Consider the following 23,699-nt stretch of genomic DNA (forward strand, 5'->3'; position numbering starts at 1 on the left):
TTACCGGTGTCGCCTGATACCACTTCGCGAATTGCCGTTGGACTTTCCCATCAACGCCTCCTGTCCCTATTTTTAGGGGCCTGGGCGCCCCTAAAAACCAGGGGCTATTCAGTGCGCGCTATGGGGCGGCGGCCTAGCGCATAACCTAGGGCAGCCCAGGCAAAAGCCAGAACGGCGCCCACGAGCGACACCGCCGTCAGGCTTTGCGTGAAGCTGATCAAGGTCGCACTCGCCCAACCGCTGAGCGCATCTCCGCCACGATAAACCACCGTGTCGAGAAAACTCTTGGCACGATAACGCACGTCTTCAGCAACACCGGTGAACAGGATCTCCCGCCCCGGGCGGATGAACGCATATTCCCCCACACGCCGAATACCCATGACAGCCGCCACCACGGCAAAGACCGGCCAGATTGCAAGAACCAGAAAACCGGCCCCAACCAGCAGGGGAATGGCACTCAGCAGGCCCGTAACACCGAAGCGGCGGGCAAAGCGCCCGACAAGAAATACCTGGCAGATAAGCGATACGGCCTGGACAACGCCGTCGATAATCGAAAAAACCCGCACCTGCGCATTGCGCGTGGGGAACGTGCTTGCAACCAGCCGTGCCTGTTCAAAATACAGGAAGGTAGAAGCCGTTGTCAGCAGAATGACGAACGCGCCCAGGCAGAGCAGATAGGGCGATCGGGCCACCAGCGAGAAACCGGTGAACGGATTGCCCGCAACCGGGCGCCTGCGCGACTGCGCCTGCTGCACGGTATCGCGGCCCGCCCGCCAAGCCAGCAGGCGGGCCTTGGCGTAAACCGCAGCCCCCAGCAGAAGGGCGGAGACAACCAGCAACCCGCGCACCGACAGCACACTGACCATGGCCGCCCCGAATAGTGGCCCCGTAACACCGCCAATACTCGCCCCACCGGCAATAAACCCGAAGACCCGCTTGGCCTGTTCGGTATCGAAGATGTCCGCCATCAGGCTCCATGCCACGGACACCACGAACAGGTTGAACACCGACAGCCAGACAAAAAAGACCCGCGCAACCCACGGGCTTGCGGGCCACAGGCTGAGCAATGCTGCAAAGGCGAACATGTTGAGCGCGAAAAAGCCGTAAACCCAGTCGATGAACCGCGCGCGGGGCACATGGGCATTCAACCAGCCATGCAGCGGAATAGCGACCAGCATGACCACGAATGTCGCGCTGAAAAGCCATTGCAGGTTACGCACGCCACCCGCAATACCCATGGCGTCACGCACCGGCCGCAAAATCGCGTAACTGGTGAACAGGAAGAAAAAGAGCCCGCAACCCCACAGCACGGCCGCAACCTCGTCAGGCTGCGCGTTGATGGCGCGGATCAGCCAGCCCCGCCAGCCTGTTACGGGTACTGGTGCCTGGGGGTCGACGTGGGGCGCGTTTTCACAGGTCATGGCCCCGCACGGGAATGCTACCCGTGGCCTTGATGAGTGCTGCGACAATCGCACCGGCGGCGTTGTCGGTATAGCTGTAAATCACTTCGGTATCGCCCCCGCCGCCATCGGCCAGGGAACTGGCATTGACCGAATTGAACGCCCGCACAAAACGCGTGCCCGCGAACAGGCGGGCGGAATAACGCGCCACACCTTCTGCCTGGGCTTCCCGTGCCACCGCACCATCGCGGAACGGATAGGCATTGTCGGCATCGATCAGGACCTTGCCTGCAAGGGCTGCACCATGCTCGTGGGCAATGCCAGGTTCGGCGTGGTACGGCACCGCAAGCAGGATCACATCCCCGAACGCGATCGCCTGCTCCACCGTGCCCGCACGCGCATTGGGACCGGCGGCGGCAACGATCTGCCCCAGCTCATCCGGATGGCGGGAGGAGAACATGACCGAATAACCCGCGCCGGCCCATAATCGGCCCAGCGTGCCCCCGACCTGCCCGGCACCGATAATACCAATACGCGGCAAGGCGGCTGGCGTGTCAGCCGCATGACCGGGCGCGACACCGGCCAGCGCTGCGCCACCCAAGGTGGCACCGCCCAATGCGGCAAGCAGGATAAACCGTCGGCTCAGAGGCGGACATGATGAGAGTGCCATGCTAAACTTCCTCTTTCATCCAGACGAAAAAACTGTCGACACAGCCAGCAGGCCCATACCGCAGATCGCGCCCTGCCCTATGCGGGGTGACGCAAAGGCCCCTCACGCCGTGCTTTGGCGGCATCCGACGTTTATAACACCCCCCAATGCGCATAGGGGACAACCCCTAAATTTTCGTTTAAACGCCTGTCGGCGGCCTATTTCCCCTGGCTCGCGGAGTAGTGAGCCCCTCCTGAACCGGCCTGCCTGTAAATTGACCAGCAACTCTCCCCGCAAAGCGTGGCAGTCGGCAGTGGCAGGAATGGCGATGGATGGCGGGCGGCGTGTAAGTCATGCCCAGCAAGCTGCGAGGGAGAGCGCGCGCAGCGGGGGCACAGGATAATCGCGGGCTGATTTTGGAGCCCGCAGCCACTGGCGGGGCTTATATCAGGCAGCACGACATGCCGCGCCGATTGTCGTAACGAAGCCCGGGGCGTAGCTGCCCGATAAAGGTCATTCGTCGTAAAAAAGCAGTACGGACCGGACGGGAGGTTAAATCTGCTGGGTCAACCGCGCCAGATCCGAAACATTTGAGAACAGGATTCCGCAAATATCGTTGGCACGACCAACAGTTTCGTTATTGTTCTGCGTGGAGCAACGCACGTCATCCATGATGGCGTTCAGGCCGAGAATATCGTTTTTCTGGTTTTGCGCAAAGGCCTCGAAATCCGCGAACATCTGGCTGATCGTCTCGACTTTCTTGGTAATTTCCAGCAATGCGTCTGAATTTCCGCTCATTGTTTCAAGACAGTTGCCGATTGTATTTTTGGAACACCCGATAAGCGAGCGGATTGTCTCCAGCGATGATGAGGTGACATTCGCAAGGTTGCGCACCTCCTGCGCCACAACGGAAAAGCCGGCACCGTAAACCCCGGCATGGGCGGCCTCGATCGAGGCGTTGACGCTTAGAAGAGTGATCCGGAACGAAATATCGCTCATAATATCGAGAATACCCCCGATATCCGATGATATTTTGGAAATATCCTTAAAGTCTTCTATCGCGTCGTTTATCCTGACGCAGGACTGTTCGATATCCTTTGTCGCGGTCCTGATATAATCCTGCGACCTGGCAATCTTGCCGCACTCGCTTTCAGTATTTTTTATAATGATCCTTATCTGTTCATCAGATTTTTCCAGGTTTCTGTTCTGGATATGGTTGCGTTCGGACAGCTTGTCGGACTCGTCCTGCAATGTCCGCGCCCCTACATTGAGCGATTTTGTCGTATTTGTAATATCCTCGAACATATCGCTCAATGTCTGTGTTTTTTCTTCCAGCACGACCGAAATGGCGTTGCTGTGCAGATATGACGCCCTGAACAGGTCGAACGGCGTAGCCGTGCCCAGATAGGCCCCCCGCTCCGCAATGATAAAGCCGTTATGGATATTATGGATGACACCTTGCAATATTTTCTGGGTAAAAACCGGAACAGGCATGCTGGCATCGACAATAATCGGATTTGGGTCCATCAGCAGCGTAATGGGCCGCTTGTGGTACAGGGCGTAGGAAAACGGGCTCGACATCAGGGAAAGAAAATGCTGCCGGTCGATCAGCCCCAGCGGCGTGCCCTGTTGATCGACAACACAGATCAGATTGACCGTCTCCGTCTCCCTGAAGAGCGCCATGACCGCAGAACCGCATTCTGACGGATGTAATGTCACGCCTTTCTTCGCGATGGATCGCATGAACACTTTGGGTACATCGGGACGTGGGAAAGACATGATCTTTGTACACAATATTTATTTAAAATCTACCCACAAATACTAGGATCACCACCCCTCATATTCAAATGACAGATTTATTTCACCCTCTCACGATACCCTTTATACTATCGCCCATATCCTGCCGCGCGCGGGAGAAGGTCTGGTGCGGCCCGGACATGAAAAAAGCGCCTGCCCTTTTTCATGGGGCAGGCGCTTTTATTCTCGCTCTCGCACGCCGTAGACGAGGTTACTTGCGGTTGGCCTTGATGATACCGCTCGCAAATTCCCAGGCGCGTCCGGTGTTGCGGATCACGCGAGCCAGGAAGGGGGCGGTGGTGGGTCGCAGCAGGCGCGTGTCATAACCTGCGAAACGGCGGTCGTCTTCCTTCAGGCACAGGTCCATGAAGTCCGGCAGGCTGATATCGATATTGGCCACATCCTTGGTGCCAGTGACCGTAAAGTTGTTGTCCTGCGTGTGTTCCTGCCCCTTGTCGTCGACCGTACGGGCCAGGCTCATACGTTCATAGGCCAGAAAAGCCCAGACCGCCCACACCTTCGCTTCGAAATAAGGGCGGCGCCACCACGGCATGACGGCACGCTGCCAGGCCAGCCAGTTCGCGAACAGCAGGATATGGCGGCATTCCTCCTGCATGATCGGCTCGAACGTGTCCGTCAGTTCGGGGGGGAAAAAGCCCGAACGCTTGGCCAGTTCGAACATGCCAAAGGCAAAGAAGCTATCCACGCATTCCGAAAAACCCGTGACCAGATAGGCCCACTCCACATCCTTGGGCTCGACGTAGGGGGGTTCCGGCGCCATGGGAATGTCATAGGCCGCCACCATCTTGGACAGCACTTCCTTATGGCGGTTTTCCTCCCACGCATTGCGCGAGATGGCGTCTTTCATGTCCGGGTCCTGCACCAGATTGGCGTAGGCGGCCATGCGCAGGCGCGCCTTGCCTTCGGTCTGGACCGCGATATCCCAGATCGGCAGGGAGACGATGCGGTGCAGTGTCTGCGGATCGAGCTTGGGCCATTCGATGACCGATGGCCGGTAGGGATTGAACGTGTCGCGGAACATGGCGGCCACGGCGCGCTTGTGCGCCTCGGACCCGGGCTTGAGCGGGCCTGTCTGCGGGCTGACCCAATGCCGCGCGTGATAGTCGGCCTCGGCCACAGCCTGCTGGCTGGGCGGGGGCGGCAGATCGTCCATGCTGTCGGGGAGTTTGGAATAAATTGCGCTCAGCGAACCCATAGTGAAGGAACCTGTCTTTGGGGGACCGCGACATAAGGTGTTCCGGCGCGACTGGCTGGATCGACTGCCGCAGGGTCCGATAATGCGGATCGGTGCTGCCCCCCACCCTGCGGTGAGCAGCAGCACCGACCCCGTTTAGTGCAGATCGGAAAGCTGGGAAATGATCTTGGTCACTAAACCGTAATCAATCGCTTCCTGCGCGGACATCCAGTAGTTGCGGTCCGTGTCCTTGGCGATCTTTTCGTAGGTATGGCCGGTTTCCTTGGCGAAAATCCGGTTCAGCCGTTCACGCATCTTCAGGATTTCACGCGCTTCGATATCGATATCCGTTGCGGGGCCACGCACGCCGCCCATGGGCTGGTGCAGCAGGAACCGCGTGTTGGGCAGGCAGAATCGACGTTCCTTGTGCCCGGCGGCGAAAATCAGCGCGCCAGCGGATGCCACCCAGCCGGTGCCGATCATGTTGACCGGGGCAATCGAATCGACAAAGCGGATCATGTCATGGATCGTGTCGCCACTTTCCACATGGCCGCCGGGGGAATTGACATATACATCGATCGGCTTGTCGGACTCGCCCGCCAGGGCCAGCAGGCGACCGGTCACGTCACGCGCCACCTTGTCGTTGATCCCGCCGAAAATCAGGATCTTGCGCTGCTTGAACAGCTTGTGCTCCAGCTCACCATGCGGGGCGCCGGAGGATTTGCCCTCTCCCTCTTCCTTTTCCGGGGTGTCCGGGGTTTCGGGTTCGTCGTCATCCAGCCTGAAGGCATCACGGGGGAATGGTCCCGGCATTGCTGTCTCCACGTCGTGTTTCGTGTCTGTGTTCATGGCCCCATCCTGCGCCGCCGCAACGTGCCTGCCAAGGGGCAATTACCACTATCTCGCCAGCGGGCGGGGAAAGGGCTAAGGTGCGGCCCGTCCCCACCCGATCGTGCAGGAGTACCCGCCCGGCCATGCAGCCCAGCCCAGACCAGACACCACCCGCGGCCCCGCCACGCCCAGGGCGGCAGACAATGCCGGCCCGGCTGTGCCAGGACGCGCAGGCCGCGGGCAGGCTTGCCGCAATGGGGCTGGCGGCGGCACTGTTACTTGGGGGCTGCCATCATCAGGACGCGGTGGATTCCACCTTCGACTGGATTCACCACATGCGCGGCGGTGCCATCGCGGAACAGCGGCCGCCCCCGCCCGGACGGTATGACCCCTATCCGCTGGTGGGGCTGACCCCCACGACCCCGCCGGCCCTGCCTTCCGCCCAGGCGCGCACCCTGCTGACGCAACAGCTTATCCGCAACCGGACGCTGACATACCGCACTGTCTCCGCCAACGGCACGCTCTACCCCGATATACCGCCCCCGCCCAACGCGGCGGCCACGGGTGCGGCTGCGGGCAAGCCCCAGCCGGCCGGCACGGCGCAGAAAGGCGAGAACGGCCAGCCAGCCCCCGCTACCCTGCCCCCGGGCGTGAACGGCGCCATCATGGACGCGGCCGAAGCCCCGCCACCCCCACCCGTCGTAGCAGGCACGTCAGCCGCCAGCCCCGCCCAGGCGGGTTCTTCCCAAGCAGGTTCTTCCCAGGGAGGGACGCAGCAGGGTGGCGCGGGTCAGGCGGAACTGCCCATGCCCGCCGTAACGCATGCAGGAACTGGCAATACCAAGGGCAGCGCAACGCAGGACGAGGCCGAGGTCGCGATGCCCGAGGTCCGGCAAAAGGCGGACCAGGGGAATGCCCCCCCCGTCGCCATACCGCAAATTCCCGACGCCCCGCCCGAACCACCCGCCTTCCCCGGTTATGACGTGCCCTCCGATGCGGGGCTGGCGGATAGCATGCAGCCCAATTACGACCTGACCAATGTCAGGGGCACGCCGTTCCATTTCGTACCGCAATCGGACCTTCTCTCCGCCGGGCAGGACGGCACGTTCACCAAGCTGCTGAGCAGCACGCCGCACGGCCCCTTTTATATTCGCGGGTTTGGCGATACGGCGTCGCAGGACGTGCAGGACCAGGCCGATGCCGTGCGGCTGGGGCTGCTGCGGGCGACGCGCATCGCCCAGGGGCTGGTCAGCCGCGGGGTGCCGGCGTCAGCCATCCATGTCAGGGGCGACGCCTTTGGTACCGGGGCCATGGTCAGCACCACGCCCTAGGTGCTTTTTTGAGCACGGCCCGATCGGGGCCACGATGTGGGGCCATGACGGGCCATGGCCGGGAGTGCGGGCAGCCATGTTGAAAAAAACATGCCGGGCCTGATGGTTTTCCCGCACGGGGAGTTGCCTGTTCCATTTTGGCGTTTACTATAGCCGCTCTCGCAATCAAGGGGCCTGTCCCCTCAGCCAAAGCACCAAGTCCATGACCGAAGAGTTCCACCGCATCCGCCGCCTGCCGCCCTATGTGTTTGCCTCCGTGAACCAGGCCAAGGCAGCGGCCCGAGCGCGTGGCGAGGACATTATCGACCTTGGCATGGGCAACCCCGACACCCCTACCCCGCCGCATATCGTCAGCAAGCTGATCGAGACGGTGAACGACCCGCGCAGCCACCGTTATTCGGTCAGCAAGGGTATTCCCGGGTTGCGCAAGGCCGTGGCGGGGTATTACGAACGCCGGTTCAATGTGGGGCTGAACCCCGACAAGGAAGTGATCGTCACCCTGGGTTCGAAGGAAGGGCTGGCCAACCTGGCGTCGGCCATCACCAGCCCGGGCGACACCATCCTTGTGCCCAACCCGTCCTACCCCATCCACCAGTTCGGCTTCATTATCGCCGGGGCTTCCGTGCGCTCCATTCCCGCCACCCCGGATGAGGACATGCTGCGCGCACTCGACCGGGCGGTGCGCCATTCCGTGCCCAAGCCCACGGCCCTGATCGTCAATTTCCCTTCCAACCCCACGGCGTATCTGGCGGACCTGGATTTCTACAAGGAACTGGTGGCCTTCGCCCGGCGCGAGAATATCTGGATCCTGTCCGACCTGGCCTATGCCGAAATCTATTTCGGCGATCGGGTGCCCCCCTCCATCCTGGCGGTTCCCGGTGCGCGCGATATCGCGGTGGAATTTACCTCCCTGTCCAAGACCTATTCCATGGCGGGCTGGCGCGTGGGCTTTGCCGCAGGCAACGAACGGCTGATTTCAGCCCTCACACGGATCAAGTCCTATCTCGATTACGGGGCGTTCACGCCCATTCAGGTTGCCGCCGTCACCGCACTGAACGGCCCGCAGGACTGCGTGGCCGACCTGCGCGCCCTGTACAAGGACCGGCGCGACGTGCTGATAAAGGGCCTGCATGCCGCCGGGTGGGACGTGCCTTCACCCGAAGGGTCCATGTTCGCATGGGCGCCCATTCCCGAACCGTTCCGCGAAATGGGCAGTGTGGCGTTCTCCAAGCTGCTGCTGGAAGAAGCGGGTGTTGCCGTGGCCCCGGGCCTGGGCTTTGGCGAATATGGCGATGACCATGTGCGCATCGGGCTGGTGGAAAATACCCACCGCCTGCGCCAGGCCCTGCGTTCGATCCGCGGTTTCATGTCCGCCCATGGCGTGAATGCGCCCGTCTCTTCCCCATCCGCGAAAAAACCGGAGTCTGTTACATCGTGACATCCCGCACATCTTCCGCTTCTGCGCCTGCTACCCCCCTGCGTCTTGGCATTGCCGGTCTTGGCACCGTGGGCGCGGGCGTAATCCGGCTTTTGCGCGCCAATGCCGACCTGCTGCGCGCGCGTGCGGGCCGCCCGATCGAGGTCGTGGCCGTCAGCGCGCGTGACAAGACACGCGATCGCGGCGTCGATCTGGCCGGGCTGCGCTGGTATGAGGATGCGCGCGAACTCGTCACCGATCCGGATGTGGACGTGGTGGTGGAACTGATCGGCGGGGCCGAAGGCACGGCCCGCGCGGTGGTGGAACAGGCCCTGGCGGCGGGCAAGCCCGTGGTCACGGCCAACAAGGCGCTGGTGGCCCTGCATGGCTCGGCCCTGGCGCAGCTCAGCGCCACCCACAACGCGCCCCTGTTATTCGAAGCGGCGGTGGCGGGCGGCATACCCGCCATCAAGACCGTGCGCGAAGGCCTGGCCGGGGACCGGCTGCTGCGCGTGGGCGGTATCCTGAACGGCACGTGCAACTATATCCTGACCGTCATGCGCGAAACCGGCAAGGATTTCGCAACGGTGCTCAAGGACGCGCAGGACCTGGGCTATGCCGAGGCCGATCCGTCCACCGATATCGACGGGCTGGACGCGGCCCACAAGCTGACGATCCTGGCCGGGCTTGCCTTTGGCCAGCCGGTGGAATTCTCTTCCGTGCATGTGGAGGGCATTCGCCGCATCGGGGCGGAGGACCTGTCCTTTGCCCGCGCCCTTGGCTACCGGATCAGGCTGCTGGGCCTGGCCCATATGACGGAGTGCGGCTTGCAGGCACGGGTCACACCCTGCCTGGTGCCCCAACATTCCCCCCTGGCGCAGGTCGATGGCGTGTTCAATGCCGTGGTGGCGGAAGGGGAATTTGTCGGCCGTATCATGATCGAAGGGCGCGGGGCCGGGGCCGGCCCCACTGCAAGTGCGGTCACGGCCGACCTGATCGACATCGCACGCGGGCATACCATTGCAGTCTGGGGCGTACAGGCCAGTGCGGGCCTGCCGCTGCGTGCGGCCCCCATTACGCTGGGCCATGGTGCATTCTACCTGCGCCTTGCGGTGGAGGACCGGCCGGGCGTGATCGCGGATATTACCGCCGTGCTGCGCGATTGCGGTGTTTCCCTGCGCAGCATGCTCCAGCACCCGGCGGAAACGGACGACGCGCCTTATGTTCCCCTTGTTCTGGTCACACATCAGACATCCGAGGCTGCCATGCAGGAAGCGGTCACCCGGATTGACGCGCTCAGCGTTGTCACGGACAGCCCGGTCATGATCCGGATAGAGACGGCGTAAGAAAAACGCCCACCGTTCCACCACCTGCCACGCAGCGCGATAAGGACCACATATTCCAATGTCTGAACCTATTGGCCCATCCCCCTTTGTTGTGTCCGACCGCAATCTGGCACTGGAACTGGTACGCGTGACTGAAGCCGCGGCCCTTGCCTCTTCCCGCTGGACGGGGCGTGGCCGCAAGAACGATGCCGATGGCGCGGCGGTTGAAGCCATGCGCACCGCCTTCGACACCGTGGCCATAGACGGCACCGTGGTGATCGGCGAGGGCGAGATGGACGAAGCGCCCATGCTGTATATCGGTGAAAAAGTGGGCTCGGGCGGCCCGGCGATGGATATCGCGGTGGACCCGCTCGAAGGCACCAACCTGTGTGCGAAAGACATGCCCAACGCCATTACGGTGGTGGCCCTGGCCGAACGCGGCAACTTCCTGCACGCACCCGATATCTACATGGACAAGATCGTGGTCGGCCCCGGCCTGCCCGAAGGTGTGGTGGATCTGGACGCCTCGATCGAAAACAACCTCAAGAACCTTGCCCGCGCCAAGGGCCGCACCGTTCACGACCTGCTGCTGTGCACGCTCGAGCGCGAACGGCATGAGGAAATGATCGCCCGCGCCCGCGCGGCGGGGGCCCGCGTGCGCCTGCTGACCGATGGTGATGTGGCGGGCGGCATTGCGGCCTGTCTCGATAACAGCCAGGTCGATATTTACGTGGGTTCGGGCGGGGCGCCCGAAGGCGTGCTGACGGCTGCTGCCGTGCGCTGCGTGGAAGGGCAGATGCAGGGCCGCCTGCTGTTCGAAACGGACGAACAGCGCGAGCGCGCACTGGCAATGAACCCCGGCAAAAGCCCAGACCGCAAGCTGGGCCTGCATGAAATGGCGGCAGGCCCCGTCCTGTTCTCGGCCACGGGTGTGACCACCGGCGCGCTGCTGCGCGGTGTCCGCCACGAAGCGCACCAGGCCGTGACCCATTCGCTGGTCATGCGCTCCAAATCCGGCACGTCGCGCTATATCGAAGGCCACCACAACTTCCGCACCAAGACCTGGGCGCCGCAATAAGCCCCTGTCGGTGCAACCCGTGCCCGTGCAATCCATGTCCATGCTCGACCGCCCTGCCGAAAACGCCCCGGCCCCCGCCGTGCTGGGCGTGGAACACAGCCTGAGCGGTCGGCGCTGGACGTGGCGCAGCGGGGCTGAAAACCCCGCCGTCGAACGCATGGGCGCGGCATTGGCCCAGCAACTGGGCGTGCCCGCCCCCGTGGGCCGCCTGCTGGCCTTGCGCGACATCACCCCCCAACAGGCGGCCAATTTCCTTGACCCGCGCCTGCGCGCCCTGCTGCCCGACCCGTCCAGCCTTGTGGATATGGACAGGGCCGCCGCCCGCATGGCGCGTGCCGTGCAAAACCGTGAAACGGTGGGTATTTTCGGCGATTACGACGTGGATGGCAGTTGCGCCAGCGCCATTGTCGCAGGGTTTTTCGAGGAACTGGGCTGTGCGGTCCACACCCATATTCCCGACCGGCTGGCCGAAGGCTACGGCCCCAACGGCCCCGCGCTGCAAGCCATGATCGACCAGGGAGCAACGCTGCTGATCTGTGTGGATTGCGGCACCACGTCGGCCAGCGTGCTGAACCCGCTGAGCGCGCAGGCCGATGTGATCGTGCTGGACCACCACAAGTCGGAGGAGGCGCTGCCCGCCATCCTGGCGACAGTCAACCCCAACCGGCTGGACTGTTCCTCCGGCCTGGGGTCGGTCTGTGCGGCGGCACTGGGTTTTCTGGCAATCGTCGCCACAGCGCGCGTGCTGCGCCAGGCGGGCTGGTTCGGCCCCGACAGGCCCGAACCCGACCTGATGCGCCAGCTCGACCTGGTGGCCCTGGCGACCATATGCGACGTCATGCCCCTGCAGGGGCTGAACCGCGCCTTTGTGGCCCAGGGGCTCAAGATCATGGCAAAGCGACAGCGCACGGGCCTTGTCGCACTGATGGAAATCGCAGGCGTGACCAAGGCGCCGGATGCGTTTTCGTGCGGGTTCGCGCTGGGGCCACGCATCAACGCCGGCGGCCGCATTGCCGAAGCGGCGCTGGGCCTGCGGCTGCTGCGCTGCGTCGATGCGCTGGACGCAAAGCAGATGGCCGAACGGCTGGACGCCGTCAACCGCCGCCGCCAGGGCGTGGAAGCCGAAATTCTCGACCGCGCCATGCTAGCCGCCGCCGAGCAGAAAGAGGCCGGGCACGGCGTTATCGTGCTGGCGGGAAAAAACTGGCACCCCGGCGTGGTGGGCATTGTGGCTGGCCGGATCAAGGAACGCTTCAACCGCCCTGCCCTGGTCGGGGCGGAACTGGACGATGGCAGCATAAAGGGGTCGGGCCGGTCCGTGGCGGGGCTGGATCTGGGCAGTGCGATTATCGCCGCACGGCAGGCGGGCCTGCTCAAGACCGGTGGCGGGCACGCCATGGCGGCGGGATTTTCGCTGGCGGCGGACCAGCTCGATGCCTTCCACGCCTTCCTGAACACCCGCCTGCCCGATGCGGCAACCCTGCCCGATACGCTGGACCTGATCGTGGATACGGTGGTGGCCGCCGCCGGGGCAACGCCCGAACTGGCGCAGGACATGGGCCGCCTGGCGCCATTTGGTGCGGGCAACCCCGAACCGCTGGTTGCCCTGCCCCATGTCGGCATTGTCCGTACGGACCGGATCGGGCGCGATGGCAACACGCTGCGTGTTCTGCTGCGGGCCGAGAACGGCACGCGTCTCAAGGCGCTGCTGTTCCGCGCCGAAGACAACCCCCTGACCCCGACGCTGGAAGATACGACCCGCCCCGCCTTGCATCTGGCGGGCTACCTGCGGGCGGAAAGCTGGAACGGGCGAACGGATGCCACCTTCTTCATTCAGGACGCTGCCCGCGCCTGAGCAAGAACATGCTGTCACTATAGAAAAGCAGGCCACATCTGTTCTGACGAGGGATTTTGTTTTGAGCGCTCTCACGGTATCTTTATCGTGTTATAACTCAACACCATCGCCTGTCAGGTTGCTTCCGGCCGTCATGGCTGGATTTTTCAGATTGCGCTTTCGTCGATGACAAAAAACCCCCACGCCATTCTCCGCCGTACCCGCCGTGTTCTGGCTTTTCTGTCAGGCAGTTTCATGCCGGTGGCCATCACGCACTGGCTGGGCGTGCGCGCCATTTCGGTCGCGCCCGAACAGATCGCCCTGCGCGAAGGACTGCGGGCAGGTGTATCCGTGGGCTCGGTCATGCTGGTGGCGTGGTACCTGCATGCCCCGCTCATGGCCTGGGCGGCGTTCGCCGCGTTCTGGACCTGCCTTGTGGACCCCGGCGGGCTCGCACGCGTGCGGCTGGAAACGCAGATCAAGTTCGGCCTGTCGGGCACGCTTATCACGGGGCTGATGTCGGCGGCCTCCGGCTTTGGGGTTTTCTGCGTCTTTCCTGCCCTGGGGGTCTGCGTCTTCATATGCGGGCTGCAACGCATGCGCGGCGCCATTGCGACCCAGATCAGCGTGCTGGCAGCCATTGTGGCGGTGGTGGCGGTCTGCTACCCGCAAACCCCGATAGGCGGCGTGCAACTGGCAGGCATGTTCCTTTCGGGTTCAGCCTGGGCCATGCTGGTCTGCACATGGGCCTGGCCGGTAGACCCCTACAGCCCGCAAAGACAGACCTGTGCCGCCATATTCCGCGAACAGGCCCATATGGCGGGCAGGCTGCGCAACTTCCTGCTGGCCCGCCGCCCCCTGAACAGCCAGACCAAATATTACGCCGTCAGCGCCTACAGGCGCGATATCCGCAACCGGATCGAACAGGCCCGCGCCAAAATCGAAATCCTTTCGGGCGGGCTGCCCACCAACCGCGCGCGCGCCAGCCTGCTGCCCGCGGTCGAGGCAGCGGACCGTATTTTTGTCGCGGTCATGGGGTTTGAACATGCCGTGCTGTCAGGCGTGCCCACGGCCGCGGCCCCGCGCGCCATCCGCCTTGTGACCGCAGCGCTGAACCGCATCGCGCGCGAGATCGCCCGCACCGACCCCCGGCCCGAAAGGCTGGACAGGCCGATCGATGTGCTGCGGGCCATCAGCGTCGGGCAGGCCGATATTTTTGCCAAGGGCGCCCGCCTGTGCGCCGATGCGCTGTCCGACCTGCAAACCGCCTGGCAGGACGCCCCGCTGGACAGGCCGGCACCTGCCCAACCCCTCGCCCCGACACCGGCGGGGCGGCGGTTGCTGGGGCCACCCCAGTTCATCCGCCACGCCATGCGGCTGACCGTGGCGGTTCTGGTCGCCTATGCCATCTCGCTGATTTTCGAACTATCCTATGCCTACTGGGCGATGATGGCGGTGGTGGTGGTCACCCAGCCCAGTGCCAGCGCCACCCTGCCCCGCGCCCTTGAACGCATGGCAGGCAGCATAGCGGGGGGTATTCTGGCCGCCATCATGGGGGTAGCGCTTCCGCTGCCGGTCATTCTGGTGCTGATCTTCCCGCTTGCCACACTGACCATTGCCCTGCGCAGCGTGAACTATACGGCGTGCGTGATGTTCATGACCCAGCTTTTCGTGCTGGTAACGGACCTGGTCAGCACCACACATGGGTGGGACGTAGCCCTTTCCCGCGCGACGGATAATATTATCGGCAGCCTGGTGGGGCTTGTCGCCTGCCTGACCGTCTGGCCGGAAAAGCGTGCGGCGACCCTGCCCGTCCTGCTGGGGCAGGCGTTCGACGCCAATATCGCCTACGCGGCCCTGGCCGCCCGAACCGAAAAAGCCGGCTGGGGCGAGATCGAACAGGCCCGCAGAAAAGCGGGAACGACCTCCACCAAGGCCGAAATTCTCTACCAGCAGACCTGCCTGGAAGGGCTGCGGCGTTCGGCCTACCTGAAAAGCTGCGGTGACTTGCTGTTCGAGCTGCGCCAGCTTGCCGGCGCGGCCAGCGTATGGTGGCTGGAACACCCCGCCCCCGCGACATCCGTGGCCGGCACGAACGCCGCCCCGGCTTCCGGCGCAAACACGAGCGAATGCTCAGCCCCGGTTGGGACAGTTGCCAGCCCTGCCCCCGAACGCGCCCGCCATTACGCCGCCTTCGAGCGCGAACGCACCACTGCCGCTTCCACCGCGCTGACGCCAGCGGAACTGACCATCATGCTAACCCGCCTGCGCGCGATCGAGCGGGAATTGGCAGCCCAGTAAAACCCTGCCCCGAAAAATCGCGGGACGGTACCTGGCACGGATTTTTTGAAACGAAACGGGGGATTTTCAGCCCCACGGGCGGGAAACAAGCGGCATAGACGGACCAAAAGGGGCCACACCGTGCTACCGCAACCCAGCACGCCCGCCCACACATCATGGCAGACAGGCTGGAGGGATATTACCCCTCCAGCGCGGCGTTGCGCCTTGCGTCCACTTCCTTCTTCATGGCCGCCTGCACTTTTTCAAAGGCACGTACCTCGATCTGGCGCACGCGCTCACGCGAAATACCGTATTCCTGCGCAAGGTCTTCCAGCGTGGCCGGTTCGTCCTGCAGGCGCCGTTCGGTGAAAATGCGCCGCTCGCGCTCGTTCAGCGTTTCCAGCGCATTGGCCAGCAGCGCCTTGCGACCGGACATTTCCTCGGCTTCGGCGTAGGTCTCTTCCTGGTTGTGCTGGTCGTCCACCAGCCGGTCCTGCCATTCACTGTCCTGATCGGCCTTGAGCGGGGCATTCAGGCTGTGATCGGGGGCGGCCATGCGGCGGTTCATATCCACCACGTCCTGCTCGGACACGCCCAGCGTGGTTGCGATCTTGCTGACATGTTCGGGCTGCAGATCGCCTTCTTCCAGCGCCTGGATCTGGCCCTTGACCCGCCGCAGGTTGAAGAACAGCTTTTTCTGCGCAGCCGTGGTGCCCATTTTCACCAGCGACCAGCTATGCAGGATATATTCCTGAATGGCCGCGCGAATCCACCACATCGCGTAGGTCGCCAGCCGGAAACCCTTTTCAGGGTCGAACCGCTTGACGGCCTGCATCATGCCGATATTGCCTTCGCTGATGAGTTCGTTCACCGGCAGGCCATAGCCGCGATACCCCATGGCGATCTTGGCGACCAGCCGCAGATGAGACGTCACCAGCTTGTGCGCGGCCTTCACATCGCCCTTGTCGTGCCACAGGCGGGAAAGCTTGAGTTCTTCCTCGGGTGTGAGAATGGGATATTTGCGTATTTCCTGCAGGTACCTTGAAAGGTTGCTTTCAGGCCCAACATCGATAACGGAAGATACCATGTGCTGACTCCTCCCTGTGCTGAAAACTCCCTGCGGGGCGTTTGGTTCCTGTGTCGCCACAGCCGCCCCCCATAATCATGGAGGCAAGTCCCAGCACATTATGGACTATGTATGTGTCTCCTTCCCGCTCGCCCTCGCGATTGAGCAGCGAACAGGAACAGACTGCCCCGTCTTTTCTCCCTGACGGAAAAATGATGGAAGGGCTGCCTGAAGGGTGCGCCCCAAATGCCACCCGTGTCAAGGAAACAGCCCCGGGCCGGGGTTAAGCGCCGTTTTAACGGACCAAAATGGTACTGTTTTTTATGCGACTCGGAACAAGCCCGACCGGCAGGCCAGCCTCATGCCCCGGATCGGTCTGCCGACAGGGCGGCGCGCAGGGCCTGCATGTCCGCGGGCATGGGGGTTTCGAACAGCAGGTTTTCGCCCGTGCGGGGGTGGGTAAAGCCCAGCCGGGCCGCATGCAGCGCCTGGCGGGAAAAATCGAGCGCCTGCGCCCGTGCCTCCGCCCCCAGCCCCTTGGCGGCGGCCGGAATACGCCGCAGGTAGAGCGGATCGCCGATCAGCGGGTGGCCGTTGGTTGAAAAATGCACCCGGATCTGGTGCGTGCGCCCGGTGGCCAGCCGGCATTCCACCAAGGCCGCCGCCGATCCGAAACATTCGAGCGTGCGGTAACGGGTCAGCGCCCATTTTCCGCCGCGCGGGGTCAGCGCCATGCGCTTGCGGTCGCGCTTGTCGCGCCCGATCGCGCCTTCGTACTCCCCTTGCGCGGGGGCGGGCAGGCCCCAGGCAAAGGCCAGGTAGCACCGGTCGATCCGGCGCTGGGCGAAATCCTCCGACAGGGCCAGATGGGCCAGTTCCGTCTTGGCCACCACCATCACGCCGGATGTATCCTTGTCCAGCCGGTGGACGATACCCGGCCTGCGCTCCCCGCCAATCCCTTGCAGGCTGGCGCCGCAATGGGCGATCAGGCCGTTGACCAGCGTGCCCGTCTCGTTCCCCGGCGCGGGGTGGACGACCAGGCCCGCGGGCTTGTCCAGCACGATCAGGTCGTCATCCTCATACAACACGGCAAAGGCCATGGCCTCGCCCTCCGGCGTTGCGGGGGCGGGTTGGGGCACGTCCAGCACAAGCTGCATGCCCCCGCGCACGGGCGCTGCGGGTTCGCGCAGGGTCTGGCCATTGCACAGCAGGTGCCCCGCTTCGATCAGCCCCTTGATACGCGAGCGCGACAGGGCCTGGAACCGGGGCTGGGCCTGAAGCTGGCTGGCGGCCACCGCATGCGCGACATTTTCGGCCAGATAACGGTCCACACGTTCGCCCGCCTGATCCTGCGCCACCGTAAAGACCAGCGCGCCGGGCTGTTCGCATGGCTGGGAGGCTGGTTCCAAAGGCTGGGGGGCTGTATGGGGCAAACGCAGTTTGTCTCGCGGCAAAGGGGCGGGAAAAGAATGGAGTGTGTACAAACCATTTTACCCCGTACCGTCAAGCATGATGCGGTTTTTTACCGGCACGTGGACATTCGATCCCCCTTCAGCCACGACAGGCCCCTTTTCTTGGGGCGACAACTGCCGCAATCATAAGATGATCATGACAGCAGCCAGCCCCCGCGCCCCCAGACCAGCCACGCCCGGAGCGCCCCGATGAACAACATTGGGGCGGCGGATATCTCTGACGCAGGGGCCACAGGCGTCGGGCGGGCCTATGCCACGGCCTTGCGCCGCAGGCTGGGCGTGCTGGGGCTGCTGGGGGTGGCAGTACTGGCCTCTCTGATCGCGGATATTGCTGTGGGACCGGCTGCAATTTCTCCCCCCGCCCTGATGCACGCGCTGTTCTCCCCCGCCGCCGCCCCGCCTGAGACCGTGCTGATCCTGTGGCAGATCCGCCTGCCCTATGCGCTGATGGCCGCCTGCGTGGGTGGGGCGCTGGGCCTTGCCGGGGCGGAAATGCAGACCGTGCTGGCCAACCCGCTGGCAAGCCCGTTCACGCTGGGTACCTCGGCCGCAGGGGCCTTTGGGGCATCGCTGGCCATTGTGCTGGACTGGCATGTGGGCGGGGTGCCGCAAACCTGGCTGGTGGCGGGCTGCGCCTTCGTGTTCGCGGTAATCGGGGTTGTCGTGCTCGACCTGCTCACGCGCCTGCGCCCGGCCGATACCGGCACCGTCATCCTGTGTGGCGTGGCGCTGGTGTTCTGCTTCCAGGCCCTGGTCTCGCTCATGCAGTTCGTCGCCAGCGAAGATACGTTGCAGGACCTTGTGTTCTGGACGCTGGGCAGCCTGAACCGCGCCACATGGCCGGCCATTGCGCTGCTGGGCGCCGCCCTTGCCTGTGTGGTGCCCTTTTCGCTGCGGGCCGCCTGGGGGCTGACGGTCCTGCGCATGGGAGAAGAGCGCGCGGCAAGCCTTGGCGTGGACGTGCCCCGCCTGCGCCGCGCGGCCCTGCTGCGGATCTGCCTGCTGAGCGCGCTGGCCGTGGCCTTTGTGGGGATCATCGGCTTTATTGGGCTGGTGGCCCCGCATATCGCCCGCCGGCTGGTGGGGGAAGACCACAGGTTCTACCTGCCGGCCAGCCTGCTGGGCGGGGCGTTCATCCTGTCCACCGCGGCCCTTGTGGCGCGTGTGCTCGTACCCGGCGTGGTGGTGCCGACCGGCATCGTGACGGCACTGGTGGGCATTCCGTTCTTTCTGGCCATTATCCTCAGACGCCAAGTCCTGTCATGAACGCCCCCGCCAGCGACACCGGGCTGATGGCGCAAAACCTGTTCGTCAGCCATGGCAGGCGCATGGTCCTGCACGGGGTAACGGTCGGGCCGTTCGGGCCCGGCACGCTCAATGCCGTACTTGGCCCCAATGGCAGCGGCAAATCCACCCTGCTGCGCGCCATGAGCGGGCTTGTCCCCCTGCGCGGGGCGGTAACGCTCGACGGCCAGGATCTTGGCCGCCTGCGCCTGCCCGCGCGTTCGCAACGCTGCCTTTACCTGCCGCAAAGCCTGCCCGAACCCATGCAGATCACGGTTATCGAGGCCATGATGGCGGCGCGCCACGTCATGCCCGCGCCCGTCCGGCAGCAGGCCGCGCCTTCACCACCCGCCGCCCTGCCGGACGGGCGCGGAACGCGTGTCAGCACGATTGGCACCGCCGGTAGCACCTTACCCGGCGTAGCGGCTGACCCGACGGGGTGCGCGGGCCAGATTGCACGGGGCAGCCTACCGAACGGCACGTCCAGCGGGCCGGAAGCCGCGTTGGCCTGGCTCGAGCATATGGGAATCGCGCATCTGGCCATGCGGGGCCTGCGCGAACTCTCGGGCGGGCAGCGCCAGTTGGTGGGGCTGGCCCAGGCACTCAGCCGCAGGCCCCGGGCGCTGCTGCTGGATGAACCGCTCAGCGCGCTGGACCCTTATTACCAGCAACGGGTCATGGACCTGCTGGCGCATGAAGCGCGTGAAACCGGGCTGGTCGTGGTGCTGGTGCTCCATGACCTGAACATGGCGCTTGCCCGCTGTCACAACGCAAGCGTGCTGAATGACGGGCGGATAGAAGCCTCCGGCCCGCCGGAGACGGTGCTGACACCCGCACTCCTGCGGCGCGTCTACCGTATCGATGCCTGCCTGGACACCGGGGCTTCGGGGCAGCGCTTCCTCAGCGTGCGCGGCGTGGCCCCGGCACCCCGGAGCATGGCCTGAAAATCGCACCTCCGCCGCGGGTTCTTATGGCCAGGCCGGGCGCACACCCCCGCCGTTATCGGCTTTGAAATTGGCCCACACGGCATCAGATTGACGACACCGGCAGGCCGATATCGCCGCCCCGCTCAGGTTCCGCAATAGGTGTATTGGACACGTTCCTGCGGCGTGGGCGGGGCTGCAAAATGATCGCGCCCGGGCTGGGTTTCGTAAGGCTTTGCCAGCACGGCCAGCATTTCCTCGAACGGAGCGTAGTCATCGTGCTCGATGGCGGCGGTGATCATGGCCTCCACCAGATGATTGCGCGGAATATAGCACGGGTTCACCGCCCGCATGCGTGCGGCGCGTTCCTCGGCTGTGGCTGTCCCGTGCAATGCGATGCGCTGACGCCACTGCGCAAGCCATGGCGCGAAGGCTTCGGCCATGGCGGGCGGCCAGTCGGCAGAGGTGGCTGCGTCAATGACCGCGCCGCTGCTGAGCGCGCGGAACGTGTTGGTAAAATCTGCCTGTGTAGCCTGCATGGTTTCAAGCAGGGCGTGGAACAGGGTTTCATCCTGCGTGTCTTCCCCCTCCAGCCCCAGCTTGGCGCGCATGCCCGCGAAATACGCGTCGTGAAAGCGGGCATGAAAGCCCGCCAGCGCCTGTTGCGCGTATTCCACGGCCTGATCTTCATCTTCGGACAGGAGCGGCAGCAGCGCTTCGGCCAGGCGGGTCAGGTTCCACAGGGCTATGCTGGGCTGGTTCGTATAGGCGTAGCGGCCATGTTCGTCGATGAAGCTGAACACCGTGGCGGGGTCGTACTGGTCCATGAACGCGCAGGGGCCGTAATCGATCGTCTCGCCCGAGATCGCCATGTTGTCCGTATTCATCACGCCGTGGATGAAGCCGATCAGCATCCAGTGCGCCACAAGCCCGGCCTGCGCGGCCACGACCCCTTGCAGAAACGCCACGTAAGGGTGGGTCGCCCCCGCGGCTTCGGGCGCATGGCGGGCTATGGCGAAATCGGCCAGCAGGCGCAGGCCCGCCACATCCTGCCGTGCCGCGAAATACTGGAACGTGCCGACCCGGATATGACTTGCCGCCACCCGCACAATCATGCCGCCGGGCAGCGGTTTTTCCCGCATGACAGTCTCACCCGTGCGCAGGGCCGCCAGCGCCCTTGTGGTGGGCACGCCCAATGCCGCCATGCTTTCGCTCAGCAGGTATTCGCGCAGCACAGGCCCCAACGCGGCGCGGCCATCCCCCCGGCGCGAAAACGCCGTGCGTCCCGAACCCTTGATCTGGATTTCACGCTCACGCCCGTGGATGTCGCGCACATCGCCCAGCAGCAGGGCACGCCCATCCCCCAGGCGGGAGACGAAATGCCCGAACTGGTGCCCGGCATAGGCCAGCGCCAAAGGCCGTACGCCCTGTGGCATATGGCTGGCCGAAAGCATGGCCACCCCGTCCGGTCCGGCCAGCCAGTCCGCATCCAGGCCAAGTTCGGCCGCCAGCGGGCGGTTGAGGTGGATAAGCCGCGCATCCGCCACGGGGGACAGTTCGGGCGGGGCGTAGAACCGTTCGGGCAGGCCGTCGTAACTCTGCCGCATGTCGCCCCAGGGTAGGGTGGTTGCGCCTGCATGAGCCATGTGGGGCTGTCCTTGAGGATGATGTGAGCCAGATTGCGACATTACAGTGCACCACCTTGTGAACAGGATACAGGCCGGATAACGCCCCCAGGCCCCGTGCAACAGGCCGGGGTGGGGCAGAAAAGCCTGCGCGCGGGAACAACGCAGCCCCCGCGCCATGGCAGGGGTGGCGGCCTGTCTCCTGTCTGGCACAGCTCGGCCGAACATGATAGGGAAGACCTCCGCCGGGCTTATCCCCGACATGCTCTTTCCCCGACAGGGTCTTTGAGCCGGCAGGTCCATGCGCGCCATGCCCGCCAAGCGCAATGCCCCGCCCGCCAACCGTGCTACGGCACAACCCGACACCTGCCCGAATACCAGTGCCGCGGAGACACCAGAACCGATGACCACCGCCCCTGACACGGCCCTAGAGACAGCCTTCAAGATCACGCGCAAGACCGATGGCATTTCCGCCGTCGAACGTGAACGCCTTGTGGCCGACCCCGGTTTCGGCCGGGCCTTCACCGACCATATGGCTGTCATCACCTATACGGAAGGCAGGGGCTGGCATTCACCCGAAATTCTGCCCCGCCAGCCGCTGATGCTGGACCCCGCGGCCTCTGTCCTGCATTACGCGCAGGAAATTTTCGAAGGCATGAAGGCCTACCGCGCCCCCGATGGCGGCATTCTGCTGTTCCGCCCCGAAGCCAATGCCCGCCGGTTCCAGAAATCGGCCGAACGCATGGCCATGGCCCAACTGCCCGAAGACCTGTTCCTGGAAGCGGTGGACCAACTGGTCACGATCGACCAGGCCTGGGTGCCCAAGCCCGAAGTCGGCACGCTGTATATCCGCCCGTTCATGATCGCGACGGAAGCGGCATTGGGCGTGAAGCCGTCGGCCGAATTCAAGTTCATTGTCATCGCCTGTGCGGCGGGGGAATATTTCTCCTCCGATGCGGGGGCGGTTTCGGTGTGGGTGGAAGAAAATTCCGTCCGTGCCTCACGCGGGGGGACGGGCATTGCCAAATGCGGCGGCAATTACGCCGCAAGCCTGACCGCCCAGATGGAAGGCAAGGCCCATGGCTGCCACCAGGTGCTGTTTCTCGACGCCGAGGAACGCCGCTGGCTGGAAGAAATGGGCGGCATGAACGTCATGATGGTGTTCGAAGACGGCACGTTGGTAACGCCCCCGCTGGATACCGGGACCATCCTGCACGGTATCACGCGGGATTCGCTGCTGACTCTGGCGCGCGATAACGGCCTGACCGTAAAGGAAGAGCGCTACGCGATCGACCAGCTTTACGCGGACGCCGCTGCTGGTCGCCTGAAGGAAGTGTTTGCCTGCGGCACCGCCGCCGTCGTGACCCCCATCGGCACGTTCAAGAGTGGGAAGGGCGACTGCACCATTGGCGATGGCAGGAGCACTGGCCCCGTGACCGCGAAGCTGCGCCAGACGCTGTGCGATATCCAGTTCGGCCGCACCAACGATCCGCATGACTGGGTCAAGCGGGTCGTCTGACCCCCTGCCCTGTCGCGTGCGACCTGACGGGCCGCATGACGACAGGGGCATGCGCAGGCCGATCCTTCAGTGGGGAGAGCAGACCATGAGCACACGCCTGACAGCCCTGCCGCGCATGGCGGCCCTTCTGGCGGTACTGGGGCTGCTGCCGTCCTGTGAGAGTGCGCGCGATCGCACCCTGGCGAAGGAAGACCATCTGGCGGCGGCGGGCTTCGCCTTCCAGCCTGCCAGCACGCCCCAGCGCCAGGCCATGCTGAACCGCCTGCCGCCGCACCGTTTTGTCCGGCGCGTGCGGGGTGGGCAGCTCTTTTACATCTATTCCGACCCCGCCGTGTGCGACTGCCTGTATGTGGGGGACGAAAGTGCTTATGCCCGCTACCAGCAATACCGGCAGGCCAAGGCGTTGGCCGACGAACAGCAGGCCACCGCCATGGAATACCAGGATGCGTCGTGGAACTGGGGCGCATGGGGCCCGTGGGGCGGCGGCCCATGGGTCGGGCGCGGATGGTATGGCTGGAATCCGTCCTGGGGCAACTGGGACCCGGGCATGGGCCCCGTCGGATGGTGACATCCGGCCCCATGCCGGATAAGCCGCTACTCCCCCTCCCCAGGCCCGATACCCCGAGGCTGGACAACACGACGCAAGGCGCATATCCCCAGACGATGCTGACCG

At 64.3% G+C, this 23,699-nt stretch carries 18 protein-coding genes; 10 read left to right on the plus strand and 8 right to left on the minus strand.

Features of this window, described 5'->3' with window-relative positions; all coding sequences use genetic code 11:
* Positions 1-104: 104 nt before the first annotated feature.
* The 5 genes from J2D77_RS09730 to J2D77_RS09750 all read right to left on the minus strand — a co-directional run bounded on the left by J2D77_RS09730 (position 105) and on the right by J2D77_RS09750 (position 5,890).
* Positions 105-1,421: an NTP/NDP exchange transporter gene (locus J2D77_RS09730; RefSeq protein WP_207846091.1), complete on the minus strand. Its 1,317-nt coding sequence runs from the start codon at positions 1,419-1,421 to the stop codon at positions 105-107.
* Positions 1,411-2,070 (minus strand): NADPH-dependent F420 reductase, encoded by a 660-nt coding sequence (locus tag J2D77_RS09735; RefSeq protein ID WP_207846092.1) that lies wholly within the window; start codon positions 2,068-2,070, stop codon positions 1,411-1,413. Before J2D77_RS09735 ends, J2D77_RS09730 begins: the two co-directional genes overlap by 11 nt.
* A gap of 531 nt (positions 2,071-2,601) precedes the next feature.
* Positions 2,602-3,732 (minus strand): methyl-accepting chemotaxis protein, encoded by a 1,131-nt coding sequence (locus J2D77_RS09740; protein ID WP_207846093.1) that lies wholly within the window; start codon positions 3,730-3,732, stop codon positions 2,602-2,604.
* A 325-nt stretch (positions 3,733-4,057) separates the two neighbouring features.
* Entirely contained in the window at positions 4,058-5,062 is a 1,005-nt protein-coding gene (locus J2D77_RS09745) for a ferritin-like domain-containing protein (protein WP_207846094.1), read from the minus strand.
* A gap of 135 nt (positions 5,063-5,197) precedes the next feature.
* A complete protein-coding gene (locus tag J2D77_RS09750; RefSeq protein ID WP_207846095.1) occupies positions 5,198-5,890 on the minus strand; it encodes an ATP-dependent Clp protease proteolytic subunit in 693 nt (230 codons plus the stop codon).
* Between the two features lie 125 nt (positions 5,891-6,015).
* Here J2D77_RS09750 and J2D77_RS09755 point away from each other — a divergent pair, with 125 nt between their 5' ends.
* The 6 genes from J2D77_RS09755 to J2D77_RS09780 all read left to right on the plus strand — a co-directional run bounded on the left by J2D77_RS09755 (position 6,016) and on the right by J2D77_RS09780 (position 15,158).
* Complete coding sequence (locus J2D77_RS09755; RefSeq protein ID WP_230975697.1) at positions 6,016-7,203, plus strand: OmpA family protein; 1,188 nt, start codon at positions 6,016-6,018, stop codon at positions 7,201-7,203.
* A 202-nt stretch (positions 7,204-7,405) separates the two neighbouring features.
* Positions 7,406-8,641 carry an LL-diaminopimelate aminotransferase gene (locus J2D77_RS09760; protein ID WP_207846096.1) on the plus strand — a complete coding sequence of 412 codons (1,236 nt, stop codon included), beginning with the start codon at positions 7,406-7,408 and terminating at the stop codon, positions 8,639-8,641.
* Complete coding sequence (locus J2D77_RS09765) at positions 8,638-9,966, plus strand: homoserine dehydrogenase (protein ID WP_207846097.1); 1,329 nt, start codon at positions 8,638-8,640, stop codon at positions 9,964-9,966. The genes J2D77_RS09760 and J2D77_RS09765 overlap by 4 nt, the downstream gene beginning before the upstream one ends.
* A gap of 58 nt (positions 9,967-10,024) precedes the next feature.
* Positions 10,025-11,023: a class II fructose-bisphosphatase gene (gene glpX, locus J2D77_RS09770; protein WP_207846098.1), complete on the plus strand. Its 999-nt coding sequence runs from the start codon at positions 10,025-10,027 to the stop codon at positions 11,021-11,023.
* 34 nt (positions 11,024-11,057) lie between these two features.
* Positions 11,058-12,878 carry a single-stranded-DNA-specific exonuclease RecJ gene (gene recJ, locus J2D77_RS09775; RefSeq protein WP_230975717.1) on the plus strand — a complete coding sequence of 607 codons (1,821 nt, stop codon included), beginning with the start codon at positions 11,058-11,060 and terminating at the stop codon, positions 12,876-12,878.
* Between the two features lie 165 nt (positions 12,879-13,043).
* Positions 13,044-15,158: an FUSC family protein gene (locus tag J2D77_RS09780; RefSeq protein WP_207846099.1), complete on the plus strand. Its 2,115-nt coding sequence runs from the start codon at positions 13,044-13,046 to the stop codon at positions 15,156-15,158.
* A gap of 178 nt (positions 15,159-15,336) precedes the next feature.
* Here J2D77_RS09780 and rpoH read toward each other — a convergent pair whose 3' ends face one another.
* Positions 15,337-16,224, minus strand: a complete 888-nt coding sequence (rpoH, locus tag J2D77_RS09785) for an RNA polymerase sigma factor RpoH (RefSeq protein ID WP_207846100.1) — start codon at positions 16,222-16,224, stop codon at positions 15,337-15,339.
* 338 nt (positions 16,225-16,562) lie between these two features.
* Positions 16,563-17,612, minus strand: a complete 1,050-nt coding sequence (locus J2D77_RS09790) for an RluA family pseudouridine synthase (protein ID WP_207846249.1) — start codon at positions 17,610-17,612, stop codon at positions 16,563-16,565.
* A gap of 252 nt (positions 17,613-17,864) precedes the next feature.
* Here J2D77_RS09790 and J2D77_RS09795 point away from each other — a divergent pair, with 252 nt between their 5' ends.
* Positions 17,865-18,941, plus strand: coding sequence for a FecCD family ABC transporter permease (locus tag J2D77_RS09795; protein ID WP_207846101.1), 1,077 nt, complete (start codon positions 17,865-17,867; stop codon positions 18,939-18,941).
* Entirely contained in the window at positions 18,938-19,903 is a 966-nt protein-coding gene (locus J2D77_RS09800; protein ID WP_207846102.1) for an ABC transporter ATP-binding protein, read from the plus strand. The genes J2D77_RS09795 and J2D77_RS09800 overlap by 4 nt, the downstream gene beginning before the upstream one ends.
* 125 nt (positions 19,904-20,028) lie before the next feature.
* On the opposite strand, the gene J2D77_RS09805 is transcribed toward J2D77_RS09800, so the two are convergent.
* Complete coding sequence (locus J2D77_RS09805; protein ID WP_207846103.1) at positions 20,029-21,528, minus strand: protein adenylyltransferase SelO; 1,500 nt, start codon at positions 21,526-21,528, stop codon at positions 20,029-20,031.
* A gap of 382 nt (positions 21,529-21,910) precedes the next feature.
* On the opposite strand from J2D77_RS09805, the gene J2D77_RS09810 reads away from it, so the two are divergent.
* Both J2D77_RS09810 and J2D77_RS09815 read left to right on the plus strand, forming a co-directional pair.
* A complete protein-coding gene (locus tag J2D77_RS09810; protein WP_207846250.1) occupies positions 21,911-23,026 on the plus strand; it encodes a branched-chain amino acid aminotransferase in 1,116 nt (371 codons plus the stop codon).
* An 85-nt stretch (positions 23,027-23,111) separates the two neighbouring features.
* The gene (locus tag J2D77_RS09815) at positions 23,112-23,594 is read left to right on the plus strand and encodes a hypothetical protein (RefSeq protein WP_230975698.1); all 483 of its coding nucleotides are present in this window, start codon (positions 23,112-23,114) and stop codon (positions 23,592-23,594) included.
* Positions 23,595-23,699 lie beyond the last annotated feature (105 nt).

It is taken from the genome of Acetobacter garciniae, assembly GCF_017377735.1.
In the GTDB taxonomy this organism is placed as follows: domain Bacteria; phylum Pseudomonadota; class Alphaproteobacteria; order Acetobacterales; family Acetobacteraceae; genus Acetobacter; species Acetobacter garciniae.

What these genes read in the sequence shown, in the direction of transcription:
- J2D77_RS09730 (WP_207846091.1), bottom strand. Translation starts at nt 1,421, where the DNA reads ATGACCTGTGAAAACGCGCCCCACGTCGACCCCCAGGCACCAGTACCC.
- J2D77_RS09735 (WP_207846092.1), bottom strand. Translation starts at nt 2,070, where the DNA reads ATGGCACTCTCATCATGTCCGCCTCTGAGCCGACGGTTTATCCTGCTT.
- J2D77_RS09740 (WP_207846093.1), bottom strand. Translation starts at nt 3,732, where the DNA reads ATGGCGCTCTTCAGGGAGACGGAGACGGTCAATCTGATCTGTGTTGTC.
- J2D77_RS09745 (WP_207846094.1), bottom strand. Translation starts at nt 5,062, where the DNA reads ATGGGTTCGCTGAGCGCAATTTATTCCAAACTCCCCGACAGCATGGAC.
- J2D77_RS09750 (WP_207846095.1), bottom strand. Translation starts at nt 5,890, where the DNA reads ATGAACACAGACACGAAACACGACGTGGAGACAGCAATGCCGGGACCA.
- J2D77_RS09755 (WP_230975697.1), top strand. Translation starts at nt 6,016, where the DNA reads ATGCAGCCCAGCCCAGACCAGACACCACCCGCGGCCCCGCCACGCCCA.
- J2D77_RS09760 (WP_207846096.1), top strand. Translation starts at nt 7,406, where the DNA reads ATGACCGAAGAGTTCCACCGCATCCGCCGCCTGCCGCCCTATGTGTTT.
- glpX (WP_207846098.1), top strand. Translation starts at nt 10,025, where the DNA reads ATGTCTGAACCTATTGGCCCATCCCCCTTTGTTGTGTCCGACCGCAAT.
- recJ (WP_230975717.1), top strand. Translation starts at nt 11,058, where the DNA reads ATGTCCATGCTCGACCGCCCTGCCGAAAACGCCCCGGCCCCCGCCGTG.
- J2D77_RS09780 (WP_207846099.1), top strand. Translation starts at nt 13,044, where the DNA reads ATGACAAAAAACCCCCACGCCATTCTCCGCCGTACCCGCCGTGTTCTG.
- rpoH (WP_207846100.1), bottom strand. Translation starts at nt 16,224, where the DNA reads ATGGTATCTTCCGTTATCGATGTTGGGCCTGAAAGCAACCTTTCAAGG.
- J2D77_RS09795 (WP_207846101.1), top strand. Translation starts at nt 17,865, where the DNA reads ATGAACAACATTGGGGCGGCGGATATCTCTGACGCAGGGGCCACAGGC.
- J2D77_RS09800 (WP_207846102.1), top strand. Translation starts at nt 18,938, where the DNA reads ATGAACGCCCCCGCCAGCGACACCGGGCTGATGGCGCAAAACCTGTTC.
- J2D77_RS09805 (WP_207846103.1), bottom strand. Translation starts at nt 21,528, where the DNA reads ATGGCTCATGCAGGCGCAACCACCCTACCCTGGGGCGACATGCGGCAG.
- J2D77_RS09810 (WP_207846250.1), top strand. Translation starts at nt 21,911, where the DNA reads ATGACCACCGCCCCTGACACGGCCCTAGAGACAGCCTTCAAGATCACG.
- J2D77_RS09815 (WP_230975698.1), top strand. Translation starts at nt 23,112, where the DNA reads ATGAGCACACGCCTGACAGCCCTGCCGCGCATGGCGGCCCTTCTGGCG.